The sequence below is a fragment of the Anaerobiospirillum sp. NML120448 genome (assembly GCF_023050945.1).
GTDB lineage: Bacteria > Pseudomonadota > Gammaproteobacteria > Enterobacterales > Succinivibrionaceae > Anaerobiospirillum.
The window spans coordinates 57,974-80,970 of record NZ_JALKIM010000001.1; the positions used below are offsets into that span (position 1 = coordinate 57,974).

A 22,997-nucleotide genomic window follows, 5' to 3' on the forward strand; every position below is an offset into this window, starting at 1 on the left:
AGAGGTGATCTCTTCTACTGGGATATCCCAGCATCAGTTATTATAACTGTGGACCAGCCTTTACTAAGTCACCACCTAAGTGCTCGAACTTCTTGAAGTTGTTCTGGAAGCGAGCAGCTAAGTCCTTAGCCTTTACTTCCCACTCAGAGGCATCAGAGTAGGTGTTGCGTGGGTCTAAGATGTTGGTGTCAACGCCGTTTAACTCAGCTGGTACGGTGAAGTTGAAGTAAGGGATGTTCTGGGTCTTAGCAGAATCGATAGAACCGTCTAAGATTGCATCGATAATACCACGGGTATCCTTAATGGAGATACGCTTGCCAGTACCATTCCAGCCAGTGTTTACTAAGTAAGCCTTAGCACCAGACTGCTCCATTCTCTTTACGAGAACTTCAGCGTACTTGGTTGGTGGTAAGGTTAAGAAAGCAGCACCGAAGCAAGAAGAGAAGGTTGGGGTAGGCTCAGTAATACCACGCTCAGTACCAGCTAACTTAGCGGTGAAGCCAGAGAGGAAGTAGTACTGGGTCTGCTCTGGGGAGAGGATGGATACTGGAGGTAATACACCGAAAGCGTCAGCGGATAAGAAGATTACACGCTTAGCAGCTGGAGCCTTAGAAACTGGCTTAACGATGTTCTTGATGTGGTAGATTGGGTAAGAAACACGAGTGTTCTCAGTTACAGACTTGTCAGCAAAGTCAACCTTGCCATCAGCAGAAACAGTTACGTTCTCTAATAAAGCGTCACGCTTAATTGCGTTCCAGATGTCTGGCTCGTTTTCCTTAGAGAGGTTGATAACCTTAGCGTAGCAGCCACCTTCGAAGTTGAATACGCCATCATCATCCCAACCGTGCTCGTCGTCGCCGATTAATAAGCGCTTAGGATCGGTTGAAAGGGTGGTCTTACCAGTGCCTGATAAACCGAAGAAGATAGCGGTGTTCTGACCGTTTAAGTCGGTGTTAGCAGAGCAGTGCATTGCAGCAATGCCCTTTAATGGTAAGTAGAAGTTCATCATGGAGAACATGCCCTTCTTCATCTCACCACCGTACCAGGTGTTTAAGATGATCTGCATCTTCTCTTTGAGGTTGAATACAACAGCAGTCTCAGAATTGAGGCCTAACTCCTTGTAGTTCTCAACCTTAGCCTTAGAAGCGTTAAGTACTACGAAGTCTGGCTCGAAGTTCTCTAACTCTTCAGCGGTTGGACGGATGAACATGTTGGTAACAAAGTGAGCCTGCCAAGCTACTTCTACTACGAAACGGATCTTAAGACGGGTGTTCTCGTTAGCACCGCAGAAGAGATCAACAACATATAAAGGCTTGCCAGAAAGCTCCTTGGCAGCTAAATCCTTTAAGTGTGCCCAAGCTTCCTCGGTAACAGGCTTGTTGTCATTCTTGAACTCGTCAGAGGTCCACCAAATTTCCTTGGAAGCCTCGTTCTTAACAATGAACTTATCCTTTGGAGAACGGCCAGTGTAGATACCAGTCATTACGTTGACTGCACCCATCTCGGTTACAACACCCTTCTCAAAGCCCTGTAAAGAAGCCTGAGTCTCAGCAGCAAAAAGCTCGTCGTAGGATGGATTGCGAACAATATTAGTAACGCCAGTGATACCATACTTGGCTAAACTTTCATTTAAGCTCATTTTTTTCTCCACGAATGAGTGTTAGATGAATATCTAACAATTCTTTTTAAACCTAGTCTATTTTAGCTTAATTTTTTCAATAAATGATAGAATCTAATCAGTTATTTAAAAAAATCCCTTTTAAGGGCTTTAATAAGCTTTGCATAATTTGCTTTTAAATAGCCTATTTTCTTGATAATTGCTTTATCTATAGCCCTTTATAATCTTAATAAAAACAAAGCCCCGCCGATCAAATAAAGTATCCTGTCTTACTAAGTGATCATACAAGTGCCCCACCATTGCCTATTTATTGTGCATAAGATCACACTTGCACCTAAATAAGTCTAATTGAGCTAAATTGCTCGCTTTTTTCTTACAAATCAAAGCCTTTTATCACATACAAAACATACATATGGCGCTAAAATGATAAATTGACCTGAACTTTTAGGTAGCGTTTTGAAGTTTAGGCCCTCTCACTATTGTCACTTCATTTTAGATGCTGAGTTTATGGCACCTAGTGAAAGTTTCCGAAAGGTCGTTAACAACTATACCTGCCTACAGTAAATGAACTTTCAAAAACTCTCACTAGCAAACACTAATTTCACATGAGGTTTTACATGCATTTATCACAAGCCTTAACCGTCATTGGAGCAGGATCATATGGTACAGCTTTAGCTATTGCTGTAGCCTCTAAAGGTTATCCTGTTTTGCTTCATGCCCGTGATGAAAACAAGGCTTATATCATGGAGCAAACCCGTCATAATGCTCACTACTTACCTAAAATAGCCTTTCCTAATAGCTTACATGTAACAGCTGATCTTAAGGAGGCTTTAGCATTTAGCCGTGATATTTTGCTAGTAGTACCATCAAGTGCCTTTGTCGCCACTTTAGAGGCTATTAAACCTTATTGGCAACCTAAACAAAGATTAGCATGGGCTACCAAAGGCCTTGATAGCTCAGGTCAGCTCTTATCTAAAGTAGTTAGAGAGAAAATGACCTCTCCTGATTACCCTATCTTGCCTATGGCTGCCCTATCAGGCCCTACCTTTGCCAAGGAGCTAGCCAATGGCATGCCTACAGCAATTGCTTGTGCAGGTAATGATGACTATTTTGTTGATGATCTGTGTAATTTAATGCACACCAATACTTTTAGAATCTACAAAAGTCACGACTTAACTGCGCTGCAATTAGGTGGTGCGGTAAAAAATGTTATTGCTATTGGTGCTGGTATGTCTGATGGTTTGGGCTTTGGAGCTAATGCTCGTACTGCCTTAATCTCAAGAGGTTTGGCTGAAATGATTCGCTTAGGACAAGCTCTAGGGGCATCAGAGCGTGGCTTTATGGGCTTATCAGGATTAGGCGATTTAATGCTTACTTGTACTGATAATCAATCCCGTAACCGCCGTTTAGGTTTTATGCTAGGACAGGGTAAAAATATCAATGAGGCTTTAGAAGAAATTGGCCAAGTAGTTGAAGGCTATCATATGGTTAAGGTCATTTATGATTTAGCCAAGCGCTGCCAAGTTGAAATGCCTATTTGTTTTGAGCTCTATGAAGTATTAGTCAACCACAAGCCAGGAGTTAAGGCCGCCTACGACCTACTCAACCGCCAAATCACCTCAGAATAGCATCAAAGATACAAGGCTCCAGGCCAGTTGCCACTGGCCAATGGCCTTTGCCAGGCTAAGGCGTGGGCCTTAGCCTATGGCCTAGGTCATAGCCCTGGCTCAAGCCATAGGCTGGAGCCTGGGCTGGGGGGCATAAAAAAGGGCTTACTAGCACTCTAGTAAGCCCATTTTTTTAGCTATAAGCTGAAATTAAGCATAGCTGTCTTCAGTTACAGTGTGAGTAGTAGCATCCTCAACACCTTTAACATCGTTAGGGAAAGCATTTAATAACTGCTTTTCAATACCCTCGTGTAAAGTAGCGCCAGCTAAAGAACAGCCGTTGCAGCCACCAGAGAACTCAACGCGAGCAATACCGTCATCAGTAAACTCAACTAAACGTACTGCACCACCGTGACCTGCTAAAGTTGGGCTTACATAGCGCTCAATATAATAAGCAACTTGATCCTTAATAGAGGCATCATCACCTAATAACTTACGCTTAAGGTTTGGAGCGTGGAAGGTTAATAAATCTTCACCATTGTCATCTTTTGATAACTCAATAACGCTCTCGTCAAGGAAATCAGCTACATCATTGTCAATTACAATTTCAAAACCATCCATTTTGAAATGTAAATCATTAGTAGTGATGTACTCTTTAGGGCAGTATAAAATGCCGCTTTCTACACCAGGAGTTCCAGGGTTAGTAACGCTTAGACGGATAGCTAAACCTTCCATCTTTTGGTTTGCAATAATGCCACGTAAATAAGCTTGGGCTTCTGAACTAACAGTGATCTTACTCATCTTATTGTTCCAAATTAAATTAAAATCAGAACTTGCTTTGCCTTTAGTTACTAAGTTTTTGTCCAAAAGCTCTCACCAAAGGTCTTGTTGGGCACGTGCCCATTATGATTATTAAGCTAGATAAGTATAAGCTAATAAACAATAAAACGATTAGCAAAAAAACTTATACGACAAAAATAAGCAAAGATAAAAGCAAAACGACGCTTAGTCTAACTCAATGAGACTAAGCGTCGTTTTTAAAACAAGCTGCTTAAAGGAAAAGCATCAATTAATTACTTTGCCTCTGGAGCGTCCTTGTTCTCCTCAGGTTGATTCTCTTGCTGAGCCTTGCGAGCACGGAAGAGAGCCTCAAAGTTAATTGGGGCTAAGTTTAACTGAGGGAAGGTGGCGCGAGAAACCAAGCTAGCAATGAACTCACGAGCATATGGGAATAAGATATTAGGAGCAGTGCCGCCTAATAAGAACTCGCCAGCCTCACCAGGAATATTACGTAATAAGAATACGCCAGCCTGAGTTACTTCACAAATGAAAGCAGTCTTGCCCTCATTGTTGCAAGTTACGGTGATACGTAAGGCAACTTCGTACTGATCCTCATTGATCTTAGCAGTCTTAGTATCAAACTTAACTTGAAGCTCTGGCTTCCATTGAGTTTGGAATACGTGTGGGCTATGTGGAGTCTCTAAAGATGAATCCTTAGCATATACACGGATTAGGTCAAATAGAGGACGGTCTGCAGCTGCTTGTGCCTGCTCGTTTGCATTCTCTGACATATCTAGTGTCCTTAAAAATTTTGGTATTTCAGATGGTTAAGTCTATTTCTTCTTTGATAGAGGCATATTGGAGGAAGACCAATCTAAGATACCACCCTCCAAGATATAAACTTTAGTAAAGCCTTGCTTCTTTAGGAAACGACCACTATTGAAGCACTCACTATCAAACTTATCTTTTCCTACTAAGATGACAGGTTTATCGCGACAATTATCGATGCGATTAATTTTGCCACTCTTAATGTCGGAAGCTGAAATATTTAAAGAATTAGCAATATGGCCTTGTGCAAAACCTTCGGAACTACGAATGTCTACAAACACACCATCGTTACGATTAACTAAAGTAACGGCTTGACCAGAAGTAGCCTTTGGCAAACGTGCAGTTAATAACTTAAACTGCACGATAATCAGCATTACTAATACTACAAACCAAGCGCCAACCATAAAATAGTGACGCATGAAAAAGTCAGGAAACTCGTTAATAAACTCGGAAAAATTGAAATCCACGATTTTCTACCCCAAAACAGCCGGATTTCGCTCCGGTCTTACAAATAGTGGCATATTTTAGCATAAAGCATTATTGTTGATGAAATTTTGAGTGCTTAGCATCGCAAAACTAAAAAAAGATATAGCTTCACTTATAAAATCACAACAGCTTGAGCATTAAACAAGCACTATATTTTGATAGTGGAGTATGCTGACTTTATTAAATCTTGTTTTAGATACCATAATTTAAGCAGTTTTTCATCTTGCAAAGTTAATTTGCTCCAATGTTTAAGCAAATTTGTGATAACACTCAAGAATTTTACCTACTATTAATAGCCTGAATTATATATACCATCATTGCAACTTGTCTTATAAGTTGTATCTGACAACAGTGCTAGCTCTAGAGCTGACAAAGCTAGCAAATAAAGCACTTTAAAGCATCAAAAATTAATTTTCTTGTCCTAAAAGGCAAATAATGGCCAGTAGTCTGCGATACGTGATAAAATTATGCACTAGATTACACTAAACATAGTGTGAATACTTTTTTCTCAATCTAAGTCTAATCTCAAACGATTGTAATCATTAATTTTATGATTATGACGTTAAATATTCAGGCTGACAATTAAGTTATTTGAGACGTATTAAAATGGCACAAAAGAAAACTCTTGCTCTTATTATCATGGATGGTTGGGGTGATAACCCAGTTAAAGAATTTAACGCCGTAACTAATGCCAACACCCCTGTTCTTGATGGCCTTTGTGCTAAGTATGCTCACACTGACATCTCCGCCTCTGGTGTTGATGTAGGTTTACCTGATGGTCAAATGGGTAACTCCGAGGTAGGTCACACCAATATTGGCGCTGGTCGTATTGTTTACCAAGAACTTACTCGTATTACTAAGGCTATTGAAGATGGCGACTTCTTTAAGAACCAAGTATTATGCGACGCTGTAGATAAGGCCGTTAGCGCAGACAAGGCTGTACACATCATGGGCTTAATGTCCCCAGGTGGCGTTCACTCTCACGAAGATCATATTCTAGGAATGATTAAGCTTGCTGCTCAGCGCGGTGCTAAGAAGATCTACTTCCACCCATTCTTAGATGGTCGTGACGTAGCCCCTCGCTCTGCTTTAGAGTTCATTGGCAAGTTTGAAGACTTATTCAAAGAGTTAGGCGTTGGTCGTTTTGCCAGCGTAATTGGCCGTTACTTCGCCATGGATCGTGACAACCGTTGGGATCGTGTAGAGCAAGCTTACGATCTTATGACTTTAGGCGCTAGTGAGTTCCCTGCCTACCCATCCATTAAGGATGCTATTGAGGCTGCCTATGCTCGTGATGAGAATGATGAGTTCGTAAAGGCATCTATCATTGGTGAGAAGGTTGTTATGGAAGATGGCGATGCCATGATTTTCATGAACTTCCGTGCTGACCGTGCTCGTCAAATTACCCGTGCTTTTGTTAACCCAGACTTTGACGGCTTTGCTCGCAAGGCTACTCCAAAGCTCTCCAACTTTGTCATGTTAACTCAGTACGCTGCTGACATTAAGACTGCTTGTGCATATCCTCCAGAGGATCTCACCAACACCTTAGGTGAGTGGTTATCTTCTCACAACAAGACTCAGTTACGTATTTCTGAGACCGAGAAGTATGCTCACGTAACCTTCTTCTTCAATGGTGGTGTTGAGACTGTATTCCCAGGTGAGGATCGCATCTTAGTTCAAAGTCCTAAGGTTGCTACCTACGACTTACAGCCAGAAATGAGCTCTAAGGAGTTAACCGATAAGCTTTGTGCAGCTATCGAGTCTGGCAAGTATGATGTAGTTATTTGTAACTATCCAAATGGCGACATGGTTGGTCACACTGGTGTTTACGAGGCTGCTATCAAGGCTGTTGAGGCCGTTGATCACTGCATTGGCCGTGTTGTAGAGTCCTTAGAGAAGGTTGGCGGCGAGTGCTTAATCACTGCTGATCACGGTAACTGCGAGCGCATGAAGGACTTAACTACTGGTCAGCCATTTACTGCTCACACCAACTTACCTGTACCATTTATTTATGTTGGTCGCAAGGCTACTATGCGTGAAGGCGGTCGCTTAAGCGATATCGCTCCTACCATGCTTTACTTAATGGGTATGGAAATCCCAGCTGAAATGACTGGCAAGTCCATTATCACTTTAGCTTAAGATCTCTTAAGACCTAAAAAAAAGGGGGATAGTAATTTAGTTTACTATCCCCTTTTTTTATCAAGCAAACTGCCATAGCCACGCCTTTGGCAGGCCAGCTCTGACTGCCTACAGCACTCAGAGCCTGCAAGCCTCATAGGCTACAGCCTATGGGCATCAGCCCATGGGGATAAGCCCCATTAGGCTTGGCCCAAAGGGCTGTCCTATTTGCTTTTGCTGTTTGGTTAGCTGCCTGAGACGGTAATTTCTGGTAGTAAAATTGAGCCTACTTGAACTCTACTACGCTCATCTAAATCATTGCCCAGCTTAGCAATGGAGAGGAACATATCCTTTAAATTACCAGCAATAGTGATCTCATCAACGGCATGGACACGATTACCATTTTCAAAGTAAAAGCCACTAGCGCCCCTACTATAATTGCCATTGATAATATTAGTGCCTTGGCCCATTAATGAGTTAATAACCAATCCTGAGCCAACCTCATTCATCATAGTTTGCAGATCGCAAGTATGGGCATCATCAGCACTGATAAAAATATTGTAGACTGAGTCATTGTGACCATTGCAAGGCATATTAAGCTTGCGTGCTGAGTAAGAGTCAATAAAGAACTCTTTTAATACACCGTTTTGTACCACCTCAAGCGGTCTAGTAGCCACACCCTCGCTATCAAAAGCTACAGAGCCCAAGCCACCTACAACCCATGGATCTTCCTTAATATTGATAAATTCAGGGAAAATCTTAGTATTTAAGGCATCTTTTAAGAAAGTTGAGTTTTGGTAAACTCTCATTCCTTGAATGCCACTGAATAAAGTGCTGATAAACTCTCGGGCAGCATTGCGAGTCAAAATAATAGGGTACTTGCCAGTAGCAACCTTTTTGGCTCCTAACTTAGATAAAGTCTTTTCTACAGCCTCATCTAATACTCTTTGGTCAGACCATTCCTTACTAGGATCAATACCAGAGTAATAGCCACCTGAACGCTGCATTACTCCATCTTTTTGACCTAACAAGCTTAAATATTTAGCAAACTCAGACTCTAAAGAGGTATTACAAAAGCCATGGCTAGTAGCTAAGGTTCTAACGCTATAGAACATGCTATAAGAGCTACCATCAGACTCTTTTAAGCCTTGCTCTTGGTACTTGCTGATATTTTGTTCGGCTAACTTATCCAAAGATACAGCCTTTTGAGCAATTACCTCTGGATCTTCATCTAACTCATAAAGCTGAGCTAAGTCTAAATTGCCATGATAAAGATCTTCTTTTTCACACAAACCAGCGCATTCATCAGGAGAGGTATACTCGCAAAGACTTAAAGCTGAGTCGATAGTGGCATTAATGCTGTCTAAAGAAAAGTCGCTAGTAGAGGCATGTCCACTTTGTTTATTCTTATAAACAGTGACACTCATACCCTGCATTTGGTTAAATTCGATATTCTCAACTTCACTATGGCGAGAGGAAATATCTAAACCCTTGCCCGCAGAAATCTTAATACGAACCTCATTAGCACCTTTAGAGCTAGCAATTTGTACCGCCTGACAAGCTAGGTCTTCGTATTGCTGCTTACGATCTTGTAATTGAGCAAAATATGACATAACAATTCTCACTACCGACAAAGATTAAGATGACTAAAGCATCAGTTTTTAGCCTTGTACGCTCTTTTCCTTAGGACGGAGCATATGATCAGGGATCTCTACATCAGCACGCTTAGTTTCGGCTTTAATATATTGATAAAGAGCACGAGCTGCTGGACGATCTGGCAAAGTAGAAGACAGTTCATCATGAGCACGCTTAACTAAAGTTCTAAGCTTATTTCTATCAATAGAAGGAATAAGCTCAACTAAAGCATTAACGCCTTTAATGCCCCCATGAATTAAAAACTCACGTAGCATCTCAAGACGCATGGCTCTAGGATCCTCTTTAGAGGTATTGTTCATAGCCTCGATTTGAGCTTCTAACTCTTCATGGCCAAAAGATCTTAATAATTTAGCGGCAAACTGTAACTGACGACGACGCTCATCGCTATTACGACGCAGGGATCTTGCCTTAACAAAAGCTTCCTTAACCTCAGGATCGGGAAATTGCAAACGTGAAAAAGCCTGATCACCCAATTGTGAGATCTTGTCTGCTAACTTTCTAATACCTTGAGCCTCACGCTTTTGCGCAGAGCGACTCATTTCATCTGGAGCGGTATCAAAGCCCTCAAAATGCTCTTGAACTGCCATAATTCTTTTTAGCCCTTAATAATTTTAAGAAAAACCAACTCTGAAAAATTTGTTAACTTAGTTAGCGTTAGAGCCACCTACAGTAATTTCACTAATCTTTACAGTTGGTTGACCAATGCCTACACGGACACTCTGGCCTTGCTTACCACACCAGCCAATACCATGATCAAACTCTAAGTCATTACCGACCATACAAATTTTCTTCATGGTCTCATCGCCTGTTCCAATTAAAGTAGCACCTTTAATTGGAGCGACAATTTTACCTTTCTCTACCAAATAGGCCTCAGAGGCGGAGAACACAAAGCGACCTGAGGTGGTATCGACTTGACCACCACTGAAGTTAACTGCATAAATGCCACGATCTAATGATTCAATTAACTCATTTTTATCGTATTTGCCTGGCATCATATAGGTATTAGTCATTCTAGGAATGGTAATACAGTTATAGCTTTGGCGGCGGCCATTACCTGTAGGCTTTGCTCCCATTAACATAGCTGAACGTCTATCATGCATGAAAGACTTTAAAATACCATTTTCTATAAGTACATTATGTGCACTAGGGGTACCCTCATCATCACAGCTTTGAGAGCCACGGCGATTAGGTAAGGTGCCATCATCAACAATAGTGCACTCATCTGAGGCTACCTTTTGTCCAATCTTATCCCAGAAGGCTGAGGTCTTATGATAGTTACCATCACCCTCAAGACCATGGCCAACAGCCTCGTGAATAAGCACGGCTGGCCAACCAGCACCTAAAACTACAGGCATACTACCAGCTGGAGCCAGAATAGACTCTAAGTTAACACTAGCCATACGAACCGCATCTAGTGCTACTTTTTCATAAGCATTGTCTTTTAAGAGCTCATCAAGCAAATAAGAGCCGCCCATAGAGGAGTGACCAGACTCATGGCGATCACCATTTTTCATAACCACAGAGACATTAAACTGCACAATAGGCTTAACATCGGCGCTAATCACGCCATCAGTATTAACTACTAACATTAAGCGATGTACTTGACCTAAAGAAACATCCACTTGGTCAACACGGCTATCAGCGCTACGAGCTACCTCATTGGCCTTATTCATAAGAGCAATTTTTTGCTCACGAGTTAAAGACTCAAGAGGGTTATCTTGTACATATAAAGGGGCTAAGCGATTATTAGTCAGATTTATCCCCTGTGCACTCATGCTATGGCCTGCACTAATAGTTCTAGCAGCCTTACAAGCGTCTAAAATGGCATTCTTATCAATAACATCGGTATAGGCAAATCCAGTTTTTTCACCGACTAAACCTCTGACACCAGCACCAGAAGAAATACGATAAGCACCTTCTTTGATAATGCCTTCTTCTAAATAAAAAGACTCACTTACTGAATGCTCAAAGAAGAGATCGCCAAAATCAAGCTTGCGCTCTTGTAATAAAGCCATGCATTGCGCTAAAAAAGCATCATCAATACCTGCCTTTTTTAGCAAATAATCTTTTACATAAGCTAAATTATCCATAACAATGTCATCCCTAGTGTAGTTGGTGCACTACATCCTGCCTAATCTGAAAGATTATGACGGGAGCCTTTTGGTGTAATTAGATAGAAATTTTTAGTGAAAGCTATGTTTAATGATGTTAAGCCATCACAGTTCGAGCTTTTAAACCCAGCTTTTCTAAAGCACAACGTACTTGGCAAATAGGAAGACCAACTACGCTGCTAACTGAACCTTCAACCTTTTGGATAAGCATAGCACCTATACCTTGTACCGCATAAGCACCAGATTTATCATCACACTCACCTGAGGCCACATAGGTATCGATTAATTCCTCAGTTAAAGGTGCAAAAGTTACCTTAGTAACTTCAAAAATCTCAATCTCCTCATCTCCTTTAATAATGCATACTGCAGTCATAACCTCATGGGTACGACCTGATAGGAGACGTAAGATGTTTTTAGCATCCTCACGATTGACTGGCTTGCCTAAAATTCTATTGTCACAAACTACAATAGTGTCAGCAGCTAAAACTATATCATTAGAGTGTAAAGCAGCAACAATATTAGCTTTTTCATTAGCCATACGCTTTACATAATCACTAGCGCTCTCACCTACTAAAACAGTCTCGTCAGCGTCTGGCTTAACTATTTGAAAGTTCAAACCTAACTTAGTAATAAAGTCCTTACGACGAGGAGAACTTGAGGCCAAGATTAAATCATATGAAGAAGACATAAATACCCTTAAATAATATTACTCATGATTATTTTGGCTCTTTCCATTATCAATAGGGATATTAAACACTGTCCATAAAACAGCACATATCATTTTGATAATAGGCCAAGTGAACATGGTAACTAAGGTTTGCCACGCAAAATTAGTACTATAGCTAGGCTGACCAATTAAATGACCAAACCAATAAACACCCACATGACTGATAAAGCTAACCAAGCCAATCACAATCATTTGCTGCCATGTTTTAAAGTTTACAAAGTGCTTAAATTGCGAAATGATTATGTATACCTCAAAGGCTAACACTAAAGCATTAATACCTAAGGTAGCACCAGTTAACAAGTCCAGCACCAAACCAGTAAGCCAGGCTACTCCCACATTGACTCTCTTGCCATCAGTAATAGCAAAGAAAATTAATAATAGTCCTGTAAAGTCAGGACGATAAGGAGCCACCATAGCTGGCAGACGTATAATCTCCAAAATCAGCACAAAGAAAACTAAAGGATAGAAAATCAAATAGGGGCTGCGCCTAATTTCATTTTTAGGATTACTCACCGCCAGTCTCCGCTCTTACTTGTGCCTGTTCCCCTGTTGATCCAGAGGTTTTAGTTTTCTCTAAACGAGTACCATCTGCTCTATAGTCATCGGTTAGCGAATCAATCAAACGCTTAATTCTCTCTTGACGTAAAATGCGTTTATTATCAGTTTGCTCTTTAGGTTTTACCCCTTGGCTATCAGCATTAGTATTAGACTGATACCAAAACATTAATACATAACGAATCTTATCAGTATCAACTAAAGGTTTAGCCTTAACCTCAGCAAAAGGCTGATCCTCAGAAAAGCCCACTGAACTAACAATAGCAACAGGATAGCCCTCAGGAAACACACCACCTAAACCTGATGTGGTCAGTAAGTCACCTTCTTTAATATCAGTAGAACGTGGCACATTTTCTATTACTAGCTCATCGTGCATGCCTGTACCAGATAAAATTGCTCTTACCTGATTACGAATGTTAATCACAGGAATGGCACTAGAAGGGTCAGAAAACAACAGCACTCTTGAGCTGGCATAAGATACACTTACTACTTGACCTACCAAACCCTCATCAGTGATTACTGGCATACCGTCATAGACACCAGAACTAGAACCACGATTAACTACAATACGCTGTAAATAAGGATCGCTGTCAACACTGATAACCTCAGCGAACATACGTCGTGAGCTTGATTGTAAAGGGGAGTTAAGTAGCTTTCTTAAAGCAGCATTTTCCTGCTCTAGAGTTTGCAAGCGCATGATATCTACACGTTGCAAATAGTTTTCTGTAGAGAGACGCTCATTTTCATCAATGAGCTCACTTCTAGTCTTAAACTGGTTAGAAACAGCTTGAGATACGGATTGTGGTGAATCTGCAAAAATTAATACAGGATAGAGAGCAGTTTCAATATAGTAGCGAAAGTCATTAAAAACTTTCTTGCGCACATCAAAGAAGATCAAAATTACAGATAAAACTAGCACTAAGAAAAAGCGCAGGTTAATAAATAAAGTCGAAGAATCTGATCTGCTCACAACTATCACCACAGAAGGTACACAAAACTAATCAATATAGTCCTAAACCTTGGTACCTAGAGATAAGGCTCAAACAAAACAGCCCAACCTAAATAAATTAGGTCGGGCCTTTTAGCATTAAGGCAAAACAAGATTTTAGATTGCCTTAAATTAATCAAAAATCTCTTTCTCTTGAGAATCATACATCTCAAGAGCACGACCACCACCACGAGCTACACAGGTAAGTGGATCTTCTGCCACGATTACAGGAATACCAGTTTCTTCGCGTAATAACTTGTCTAAGTTCTTTAACAGAGCACCGCCACCTGAGAGCATCATGCCACGCTCTGCAATATCAGCAGCTAACTCTGGTGGAGAGCTTTGTAAAGCAGCACGCACAGCAGCAACGATTTCCTTAATAGGATCGCTTAAAGCCTCTAAGATTTCATTAGAGTTTAAAGTAAAGGAACGAGGTACACCCTCAACTACAGAACGACCACGAACTTCCTTTTCTTGTACCTCAGGCTGAGCATAAGCAGAACCAATTTCAATCTTAACCTGCTCGGCTGTAGCCTCACCAATCTCATAGCGCTTGGTATTACGTACATAAGTAATGATGGACTGATCAAAACGATCGCCACCTACACGTACTGAGCTGGAGTAAACCACACCATTTAAAGAGATAATGGCTACCTCGGTAGTACCACCACCGATATCAACAATCATGGAGCCAGCAGCCTCAGATACAGGCAAGCCAGCACCAATGGCAGCTGCCATAGGCTCAGTAATTAAGAATACTTCAGATGCACCTGCACCTTCTACAGACTCACGAATAGCTCTACGCTCAACTTGAGTAGCACCACAAGGAACACAAACTAATACACGAGGGGATGGCTTAAATGGGAAGAAGTGTGAGCCAGATAATACCTTATCAATGAAGTGTTGAAGCATCTTCTCGGTATATTGGAAATCGGCAATCACACCGTCCTTCATTGGACGAATAACTTCGATATCATCAGGGTTTTTACCCAACATCACCTTGGCACTTTTACCAACGGCACTAATACTGCGTTGAGCACCACTATTTTTGTCAAGTTTGACGGCAACAACAGAAGGCTCATTTAAAATAATGCCTTTGTTTTTAACGTATACCAATGTATTAGCTGTTCCCAAATCAATTGACAAATCATTGGAGAACATGGCGCGAAGTTTTTTAAACATTTGCGTAAACCTTGAGCCAGGAGATCGAAAATTATTTTGCTAAGCCGTAATGCAAATTAAATACTTGCTTGGAGGTAAATACCTCACTGTGTGAAACCAACTGCCAAAATCTTGGAAAACATGATTTTAGCTTGATGCATTGTTATAGAGAGTTTTATTAGTATTCACTTTTTTAAGTGCGCAAAAGTACGAGCGCCAATCTTGATATTTTTTTCAAGAGCACTTGTGCTTAGGCCTACAATTTTTGATTTTTTTAGGCCACAAAAGACTTAACGCCTTTAAATCAAATTTTTAAAAACGCTCAGTCAGTTCAAATTGTTGCTTTACTTAGCTGGTGATAATGAAATAAAACTATTTTGCCACTAGGCTCTGCTAAAAGGAGCTAGCAAGCATCTACTCTGATATCAAATACCTCAATTTGCCTTCATCTTTGGTTCAACTAATGTCCAGTATTTAAAAATACCGCAACTAAAATAATCACTTGAACCTCTGATAAAAACCATTAGTGTCCGCAAGTTGCTAACGGACTGATTTTAAAGGGCATCATCATAAAAATGACCGTTCCTCACCTCAACTAAATACCCATACTAACCAAGTAGTTTTAATAACCAAGCTGCACTTTGTAGAGCATAAGTTTTAAGCTCTGCTGATAAAGTACCTTAAAAGAAGAACCATGTGATTTAGCTTATTGAAAACAGACTATGGTAATAATAGCTGTAACTTTAGTTTATCTAAGTCCCAAATGAAGCACTATCTGCCCTAGTAATATCAGTTCATCACGCATACTAAACATAAGTTATTATTCACTCTTTAAGGCTACCCACTCATCACTACCGCTTTGCGGCATACCAATAAGCTCACTAGCTCTTAAATGGAAGTATTACTTACCAAAGTTACCATGACGTTAGACCTTACCAAGACTAATTATGCCCCTTCGCATAATAGGCTAAACAAGTTAGCTGTCTTTTACTCTAAGTCTAAATTCATAAACCCAACCATTAGGTTTTATCTGATAAGCCTCATTATCTGACATCAGTTAAAGCTCACTGCTTGTAAAAGTGCCAGCTTAGCTTAAGAACATATTGATTAACATGTTTTACCTAATTTCGGTGTTAATTAAAGAACATCACCCATTACAGATGTTTGCTTTTAATAGCACCAAGGCTATTAATTACAGGGATTGCTCCACCCCTAAACGCTACTACATGCACTAAACTTTAATACACTAGCAACATTTAATCTCCTAGCTTAATTAAGACTAACTAAGTCATAACTTTTGTTTTTTACGGTGCACATACTAAATTTAGTACTCACCACCATAAAAGAGGCGCTTGAATTTGCTGTCACTCAATCAGTAAAAACTGTTGATCCCAACTAGCAAAAACTCAACCTACCTATTAAGTAGACTCACCCTCTATAGTGAAAACTATGAGGCCCATCTTACTTTTAAAGCTATAACCACGTATCTATATCAGCTAAAAATTAACGTTAAAGTATATCACAGCATAAGATAAAGGTAGTTTTATCTCTAGCTACACGGTAGCTAATAGTAATACAGACTAAAGCACTGCTTTTTAGTTCCCCAAAATGGGCCAAAAGGCACTTTTGCCCTATATTACCAATATATTAGATCTTAGCATTAACACAACGTTTTTGACAATAGAAATGCGGTGCAAGGCTCAATATTTTTTGGCTTATTTATGAGCTTTGAATTAAGTATTTGCCAAAAATTTTTACTTTCCCATAAAAAAACCCCTAAAAACAAGTTTCAGGGGTTTTAATAACTTTGCTGTTTTCAACGTTGTATTAGAACGGAATATCTTCGTCGCCGCCGCCCTGCTCGAAAGTAGGAGTTTGCGCAGGAATAGGTGCAGGCTCAGGAGCAGGTGCAGGTACAGATGCAGATACAGGGACTGCACCTTGATCAAAGCCACCAGATGCCATCTCAGGCATGGCGCTAGTGCTACTTGATCCTGCAAATGAATTAGCATTATTCATGCTGTTACCATTAAACTGGTCAGCTTGCTGATTCCAAGGACTTTTGTTTGGGTCTAGAGCGTTATTGGAGCCATTACCATAAGGATCTTTAGCCACATGAGATACATATGATTCAGACACACCACCAGTCATACCATCATTCATGCCGACATTATTCACATTAGGTGTTGTCGAGAATGGCCCCTGCGTGCCTGTAATGCCAATGTTAGTACCAGAGTAATGTGGACCAAATGAACCAGGCTGATTTACTGGAGGAAAAGGACCAGGACCAGACATAATTTCTGGAGTAAAAGAACCAGGGCCTCCTTGAGTAGCTGGGCCCCCAGTAGGGGTTGGATATTCACGACGAGAGCTTAATAAAATAATCTGATCGCCAACAATTTCTGTTGAATAGCGCTTAACACCAGTCTTGTCAGTATAAGAGCGGGTTCTAATCTTGCCCTCAATATAAACTTGAGTACCTTTATGTACGTATTGCTCCACAACGTCAGCATTACGATACCATAATGAAACACGATGCCACTCAGGAACTGATTCATAAACACCAGTTTCGTTGTTTTTCTGGGACTCGTTAGTAACAACAGTTATATTAGCAACTTTACTATTTGGAAAGTTACGAATTTGCGGCTCATCGGCAGTGTAGCCAATCAACATTACCTTATTTAAGCTTCTTGACATATGAAAAACACCCTAAATCCAATTAATAAAATCCAACAGCCTTTTAAAATAAACCTATAACAGTCTAAAAGCTCAAAACTGTTCTTAAATATTAACGCATTTTTATAAAAATTAATAGCCTTATTATTACTAAAGTTCAAGTCTGTCAGACGGCTAAACTTAACGCTCTTTAGATTACACCTAACTTATAAAATGCAATTGATTAATATCAAAAAAATAAATTATTTGACTTTATTTCGCCTTAAATATCAGGATAGCTAGCTAGGCATTTCATATTAGCAAGCTATGTTTAATCAAAAAGTTATCCAGCCTTATACATATTTTAAACGAATGCTACCACTAACTTTAGCAAAGTAATTAGCGCTCTATCAGAGAAAATCATCACGCTTATTCTGTTGCCCAGCTCTAGCCCTGGCTTAGGCTTTGTTCTGGCCAAGGCCAGAGCTAGGGCCTTTGCCTAGCCAAAGGCTAAGCCTTAGCTTAGCCATGGCCAGGCCAGACCTGGTCTAATATTGGCGTTGGGGTGCAGGATTTTAATGCGTGTTTATTAGTTTTTAAAGAATGATTTATCGTTTATTACCTGGGTTTACTTTTGGTATTACAATATATTTTTACAAGTTTGCTTACCTTTTCGTGTTTTATCTGGGCTGATTAAATTTCATTTATGGAAAATATTGTTGTACGCGGCGCACGCACTCACAATCTTAAAAACATCACTATTACTATTCCCCGTAACCAACTATGTGTAGTAACAGGATTATCAGGATCAGGCAAATCTTCATTAGCCTTTGATACCTTATATGCAGAAGGACAAAGACGCTATGTTGAGTCCCTCTCCTCATACGCTCGCCAATTCTTACAACTAATGGATAAACCTGATGTTGACTCGATTGACGGTTTATCACCAGCTATTTCCATTGAGCAAAAGGCTACTTCACACAATCCACGCTCCACCGTAGGAACAATCACAGAAATTCATGACTATTTAAGATTGCTCTTTGCTCGTATTGGTCAAGCTCGTTGTCCTGAGCATGGAACTATTTTAAAAGCGCAAACCATATCCCAAATGGTTGATCAGACCTTAGCTTACGAAGAAGGCACTAAACTTATGATTATGGCCCCTGTCGTAAGAGGCCGCAAAGGTGAACACCGTCAGCTGCTAGCACAATTAGCCCAACAAGGCTTTGTTAGAGCCCGTATTGATGGTGATATTTGTGACTTAAGTGATCCTCCAGAGCTCAAACTTCATATTAAGCACAATATCGAAGTAGTTATTGATCGCTTTAAGGTAAGAGAAGATATCAAGCAGCGACTAGCTGAATCTTTTGAAACAGCACTAAAAGTAGCCAATGGCTTGGCTATGATAGTTCCTATGGATGACCATCAAGAACAAGATGAAATTATCTTATCAGACCAATATTCCTGTCCTATTTGCGGTTATTCCATCAGTGAATTAGAACCTCGTAATTTCTCTTTTAATAGCCCTCATGGAGCATGTCCTAGCTGCGATGGCTTGGGCAAGCAAATGGTTTTTGCTGAGAGCAAAGTAGTACCTGATACTAATAAGTCTATTGAAGAGGGTGCTATTGCTCTTTGGGATAAGCGCTCTTGGAGCTTTTACCGCCTCTTGGTTCCTATTTGCGATGCCTATGGTATTGATATTTACAAGCCATTTAAAGAGCTAACTCGTGAGCAACAAGAACTAGTTCTCTATGGCACCCCTAATAAAAAGCCTGAGGATGACCATTACTTCTTAGGTGTTATTCATTATTTTGAGCGTCAGGCTAAAGAGAGCGAATCTGAGAGTTATCAAAACCTCTTACATGGCCTTATGACCACTAAGATTTGTCCTGAGTGTCATGGAGCTCGTCTAAAGAAAGAGTATTGCAATGTTTTTGTTGCTGATAAAACTCTGCCTCAAATTAATGAAATGTCTATTAGCGACTGTTTTGAGTTCTTTAACTCTATTAAGTTAGGTACTCAAGATAGCCAAATTGCTGAGCGTATTTTAAAAGAAGTTCGTGAGCGCCTGATGTTCTTAAAAAACGTAGGTTTAGGCTACTTAAATCTAGCACGCTCGGCAGATACTCTCTCAGGAGGCGAAGCTCAGCGTATCCGTCTTGCCAGTCAAATTGGTGCAGGCTTAGTAGGCGTTATGTACGTGCTTGATGAACCAAGCATTGGCCTCCATCAACGTGATAACCAAAGACTACTCGATGCACTCATGCACCTTAGAAACCTTGGTAATAGTGTGATTGTAGTTGAGCACGACGAGGATGCTATTAGACAAGCAGACTATATTATTGATATTGGCCCAAGAGCTGGTGTCCATGGTGGTCAGGTAGTTACCGCAGGATCACTTGAGCACATTATGCAATGTGAAAATTCCCTTACTGCTGACTATTTAACAGGCCGTAAGAGCATTGCTATACCTGATAAGCGTGTTGAGCCTAAGGGCTTTTTAACCTTACATGGTTGCCAGGGCAATAATTTAAAAAACATCAGCGCATCTTTTGCTGTAGGTTGTTTTAATGTAGTTACAGGCGTATCAGGCTCAGGTAAATCTACCTTAGTTAATGACACTTTAGTCCCTATAGTGTCCAAGCATATGAAAAATGCTGCCGACTTTGACTTAGATAGAGCGTTTGATTGTAAGAGCATTGAGGGATTGGAGTATTTTGATAAGTTAATTTGCATTGACCAAAGCCCTATTGGCCGTACTCCAAGATCCAACCCTGCTACCTACATTGATTTATTTACTGCTATTAGAGAGTTGTTTGCCCAAACTCCTATGTCTCGTGCTCGTGGCTATAGTGCAGGACGTTTTTCCTTTAATGTTAAAGGCGGACGCTGTGAAGCTTGCCAAGGCGATGGCACTATTAAGGTAGAAATGCACTTCTTACCTGATGTCTACGTACAATGCGAGCAATGCCAAGGCAAAAGATATAATCGCGAAACTCTAGAGGTTCACTACAAAGGCAAGAGCATTGCTGATGTACTTAATATGACTGTAGAAGAGGCTTATAGCTTCTTTGAGGCTATTCCTAAGATTAAGCGCAAGCTCAAAGCCTTAATTGATGTAGGCTTATCCTATATTACATTAGGCCAATCAGCCCTAACCTTCTCTGGCGGTGAGGCTCAGCGTATTAAGCTTGCTAAAGAGTTATCTAAGGTATCGACTAAAAATACCTTATACATTCTTGATGAGCCAACTACAGGTTTACATTTCCACGATGTAAAACAACTGTTAGACATGCTGATGCGTCTTAGGGATGATGGCAACACTGTAATTATCATTGAGCATAATTTGGATGTCATTAAGTGTGCTGACTATCTAATTGACTTAGGCCCAGAAGGTGGCAGCGGTGGTGGTCAAATCATAGCCACAGGCACTCCAGAACAAGTAGCCCAAAATCCAAACTCCTTTACTGGCCAATTCTTAAAGCCAATTTTACAAAAGGCAGGTCGCCTCCTACCTCCTACAGAGCCTCAGCCAAGCGATGCGGCAGCAGCACAGCCTACGGCTGCTCAGCCTGCTGAGGCTTCTCAGCCTCAGGAGGCTAAAAAGGCTACCAGGAAAGGTACCAAGAAAAGTGCTAGCGCTAAAAAGACCAGCAGCTCCACCAAAAGCAAATCTAAAGACTAGCGCTAAAGCTAAGCTTTAAAGCCAGGCGCTCAAGCTAATAAGGCTAATTAAGCTTGAGCGCAAGGCCTTAGGCCTCAACCCTCTGACCTATGGCTTATGGCCATAGGTTAGAGGTTAAAGGCCTGATGCTATAGGCAAAAATATGGGGACGAGATTTTTTTAGTATAATTTTATGTTTAAGGTTTCCTTTAACCAGGGATAGAGTGCTTGGATACGGGGAATGCTTACTTTTCTTTAGGGGCTGAGTCTTATTTATGGCATTAACCATAAGCTTGACTGGCTGCGCAAATCTTGGGTATTAAGTGAGAAATTAAAATGCTAGAACTTACCGAGCAAATGTATAACGCCGTCTTAAATTTAGATGATGATTATCGCCAGTTTTTCTGCCTCAAACACTGCCAAGAGCAAGAGACTATTTACTTGCTCAAAGAAAAGGGAGCTGAGGGCACACCTTTATTATTTGAAGATGCCCCAGAAGAGGGTGATGATAGCTCCACTTATCATATGTTCTTACCTATTTGGTGTCACCCACGTTTTGTTGAGTATTATTTAAATAATGCTGACGACGATACCAATGAAAACTTTGAGATGGTTGAGCTTAAGCTTTCAGTATTTAAAGAAAAATGGGCTCCATCATTAAAGGACAATATGATTGCTTTAGCTTTATTGCCTTTAGAGCAAGATAAGAACTTTAATTTCTGTCCAGCCGATATCTTTAACCATCAAGATGCTGCTAGTGCAGCTGCTGAGGCTGCAGCCGCCTTGGACAAGGTTAGTGCTGACGATTTTGAGCACAAATAAAAAAGCTTAATCACAATTAAAAAAGGATGCTCTTAATTTAAGGGCATCCTTTTTTAATTAAAACTTATCAAAATGCTTAACTTTACGAGTTTCCCTATAGTAAAGCTGCCATGAGTTAACTATGTTTTGCCACAAGATATAACAGCCAGGAGCAATAGAGGCCGCAGGAGTTAAATAAGCTAAAGTGATCCAAATACCAATCACCATATTCTTTTGACCTAAAGCCTGACCTGCGGTGATTCTTTGTCCCTCTAAGTGGCCAACAAACTTACCAAAGCCAAATTGAATAGCAGTAAATACCAAACCTACCAAGGCTAGATTAATCATAGTACTAGCGCTCTCAGGAGAGTTCATCATATTAGAGCAGGCGGTAGCTGAAATTGTACTTAAGGTAAAAGCCCATAAGTAAAAGTTAAACTCTCTTAGTTTGGTACAAATAAATTGATTTAAGGGCTTATATAAATAGCGTATCGCTTGGGCCAAGATTAAAGGCATCACAATTAAAGGGAAAACCTGCTTCATGATAATGACAAATTCATTAAGGAAGCCGCCCTGAGCATTGCTAGAAATTAAAGGGAAAAATAAAGGAATACCAATAGCGGCACCTAAATTACTAAGTAAGGTGTAAGTAGTCAAAGAGGACTCATCGCCACCTAACTTACCCGTAATTACCGCAGCGGCAGCTGCTGTGGGCGTAATCACGCACACAATAATACCCTCAAGCTCCAAACGATAGTTTTCACTTGGGTAGTAATACATATAAAGGGCTACTAAAAAAGGAATGCCTATCTGAAACCAAATTAATACTATATGCCAACGACGTGGTTTCATCTTTTTAAGTTCTACTTTGCTAAAGGCTAAAAAGAGCAAGGTAAAGATTAAACAAGGCACCACTGAGTCCATAAAATTCTTTAAAGGATACTTAATAGGTGCTAACCAGGTTACGTAGTGAAAAATAAAGTAAGTGCTCACACCAAAGCTAATAGCAATAAACAAGATATTAAGTTTAATTAAGCGCAATAGCTTTTGGCCAAAAGTAGGCTCTGTTAAAGTCTCTTCTGCATTATGTAATGAGGGCTGACTAGACATGATAATTCCTGCAACAACGAAGTTGTGCTTATGATAGCGCAAAAGCTTTTATCTCTCATGAGAAAAAAACATGAAAGAAGCAGGAACATTATTTGCCAAAACCTAGAAAGCATGAGCCTTACAGACAAT

At 40.4% G+C, this 22,997-nt stretch carries 17 protein-coding genes; 4 read left to right on the forward strand and 13 right to left on the reverse strand.

Going from position 1 to position 22,997, the window contains the following annotated elements; translation table 11 throughout:
- Positions 1-40 precede the first annotated feature (40 nt).
- Entirely contained in the window at positions 41-1,639 is a 1,599-nt protein-coding gene (pckA, locus tag MXE38_RS00250) for a phosphoenolpyruvate carboxykinase (ATP) (RefSeq protein ID WP_246909797.1), read from the reverse strand.
- Positions 1,640-2,235: 596 nt separating this feature from the next.
- Here pckA and MXE38_RS00255 point away from each other — a divergent pair.
- Positions 2,236-3,246, forward strand: a complete 1,011-nt coding sequence (locus MXE38_RS00255; RefSeq protein WP_246909799.1) for an NAD(P)H-dependent glycerol-3-phosphate dehydrogenase — start codon at positions 2,236-2,238, stop codon at positions 3,244-3,246.
- Between the two features lie 189 nt (positions 3,247-3,435).
- Here the strand turns inward: MXE38_RS00255 and MXE38_RS00260 are convergent, their stop codons facing one another.
- The 3 genes from MXE38_RS00260 to MXE38_RS00270 form a co-directional block, all read right to left on the reverse strand.
- The gene (locus tag MXE38_RS00260) at positions 3,436-4,092 is read right to left on the reverse strand and encodes a NifU family protein (protein ID WP_246909801.1); all 657 of its coding nucleotides are present in this window, start codon (positions 4,090-4,092) and stop codon (positions 3,436-3,438) included.
- 206 nt (positions 4,093-4,298) lie between these two features.
- A complete protein-coding gene (gene secB, locus MXE38_RS00265; RefSeq protein WP_246909803.1) occupies positions 4,299-4,796 on the reverse strand; it encodes a protein-export chaperone SecB in 498 nt (165 codons plus the stop codon).
- 42 nt (positions 4,797-4,838) lie between these two features.
- The gene (locus tag MXE38_RS00270; protein WP_246909805.1) at positions 4,839-5,300 is read right to left on the reverse strand and encodes a rhodanese-like domain-containing protein; all 462 of its coding nucleotides are present in this window, start codon (positions 5,298-5,300) and stop codon (positions 4,839-4,841) included.
- A gap of 625 nt (positions 5,301-5,925) precedes the next feature.
- On the opposite strand from MXE38_RS00270, the gene gpmM reads away from it, so the two are divergent.
- Positions 5,926-7,458, forward strand: a complete 1,533-nt coding sequence (gpmM, locus tag MXE38_RS00275) for a 2,3-bisphosphoglycerate-independent phosphoglycerate mutase (protein ID WP_246909807.1) — start codon at positions 5,926-5,928, stop codon at positions 7,456-7,458.
- A 224-nt stretch (positions 7,459-7,682) separates the two neighbouring features.
- Here the strand turns inward: gpmM and MXE38_RS00280 are convergent, their stop codons facing one another.
- From MXE38_RS00280 to MXE38_RS00315, 8 genes are all read right to left on the reverse strand, one after another.
- A complete protein-coding gene (locus tag MXE38_RS00280; protein WP_246909972.1) occupies positions 7,683-9,062 on the reverse strand; it encodes a metallopeptidase TldD-related protein in 1,380 nt (459 codons plus the stop codon).
- 36 nt (positions 9,063-9,098) lie between these two features.
- Entirely contained in the window at positions 9,099-9,680 is a 582-nt protein-coding gene (gene yjgA / locus MXE38_RS00285) for a ribosome biogenesis factor YjgA (RefSeq protein ID WP_246909809.1), read from the reverse strand.
- A 57-nt stretch (positions 9,681-9,737) separates the two neighbouring features.
- On the reverse strand, positions 9,738-11,183 hold the full coding sequence (gene tldD / locus MXE38_RS00290; RefSeq protein ID WP_246909811.1) for a metalloprotease TldD: 1,446 nt from the start codon (positions 11,181-11,183) through the stop codon (positions 9,738-9,740).
- A 118-nt stretch (positions 11,184-11,301) separates the two neighbouring features.
- Positions 11,302-11,892, reverse strand: a complete 591-nt coding sequence (locus tag MXE38_RS00295) for a Maf family protein (protein ID WP_246909813.1) — start codon at positions 11,890-11,892, stop codon at positions 11,302-11,304.
- Positions 11,893-11,910: 18 nt separating this feature from the next.
- Positions 11,911-12,444 carry a rod shape-determining protein MreD gene (gene mreD, locus MXE38_RS00300; protein WP_246909815.1) on the reverse strand — a complete coding sequence of 178 codons (534 nt, stop codon included), beginning with the start codon at positions 12,442-12,444 and terminating at the stop codon, positions 11,911-11,913.
- The gene (mreC, locus tag MXE38_RS00305) at positions 12,437-13,456 is read right to left on the reverse strand and encodes a rod shape-determining protein MreC (protein ID WP_246909817.1); all 1,020 of its coding nucleotides are present in this window, start codon (positions 13,454-13,456) and stop codon (positions 12,437-12,439) included. Before mreC ends, mreD begins: the two co-directional genes overlap by 8 nt.
- 150 nt (positions 13,457-13,606) lie before the next feature.
- Positions 13,607-14,656, reverse strand: coding sequence for a rod shape-determining protein (locus MXE38_RS00310; protein ID WP_246909820.1), 1,050 nt, complete (start codon positions 14,654-14,656; stop codon positions 13,607-13,609).
- A 1,806-nt stretch (positions 14,657-16,462) separates the two neighbouring features.
- Positions 16,463-17,332: a single-stranded DNA-binding protein gene (locus MXE38_RS00315; RefSeq protein ID WP_246909822.1), complete on the reverse strand. Its 870-nt coding sequence runs from the start codon at positions 17,330-17,332 to the stop codon at positions 16,463-16,465.
- Positions 17,333-17,996: 664 nt separating this feature from the next.
- Here MXE38_RS00315 and uvrA point away from each other — a divergent pair.
- Positions 17,997-20,978, forward strand: coding sequence for an excinuclease ABC subunit UvrA (uvrA, locus tag MXE38_RS00320; RefSeq protein WP_246909824.1), 2,982 nt, complete (start codon positions 17,997-17,999; stop codon positions 20,976-20,978).
- Between the two features lie 315 nt (positions 20,979-21,293).
- Complete coding sequence (locus tag MXE38_RS00325) at positions 21,294-21,779, forward strand: DUF2750 domain-containing protein (protein ID WP_246909827.1); 486 nt, start codon at positions 21,294-21,296, stop codon at positions 21,777-21,779.
- Positions 21,780-21,836: 57 nt separating this feature from the next.
- On the opposite strand, the gene MXE38_RS00330 is transcribed toward MXE38_RS00325, so the two are convergent.
- Positions 21,837-22,868 carry a hypothetical protein gene (locus tag MXE38_RS00330; protein ID WP_246909828.1) on the reverse strand — a complete coding sequence of 344 codons (1,032 nt, stop codon included), beginning with the start codon at positions 22,866-22,868 and terminating at the stop codon, positions 21,837-21,839.
- Between the last annotated feature and the right edge of the window lie 129 nt (positions 22,869-22,997).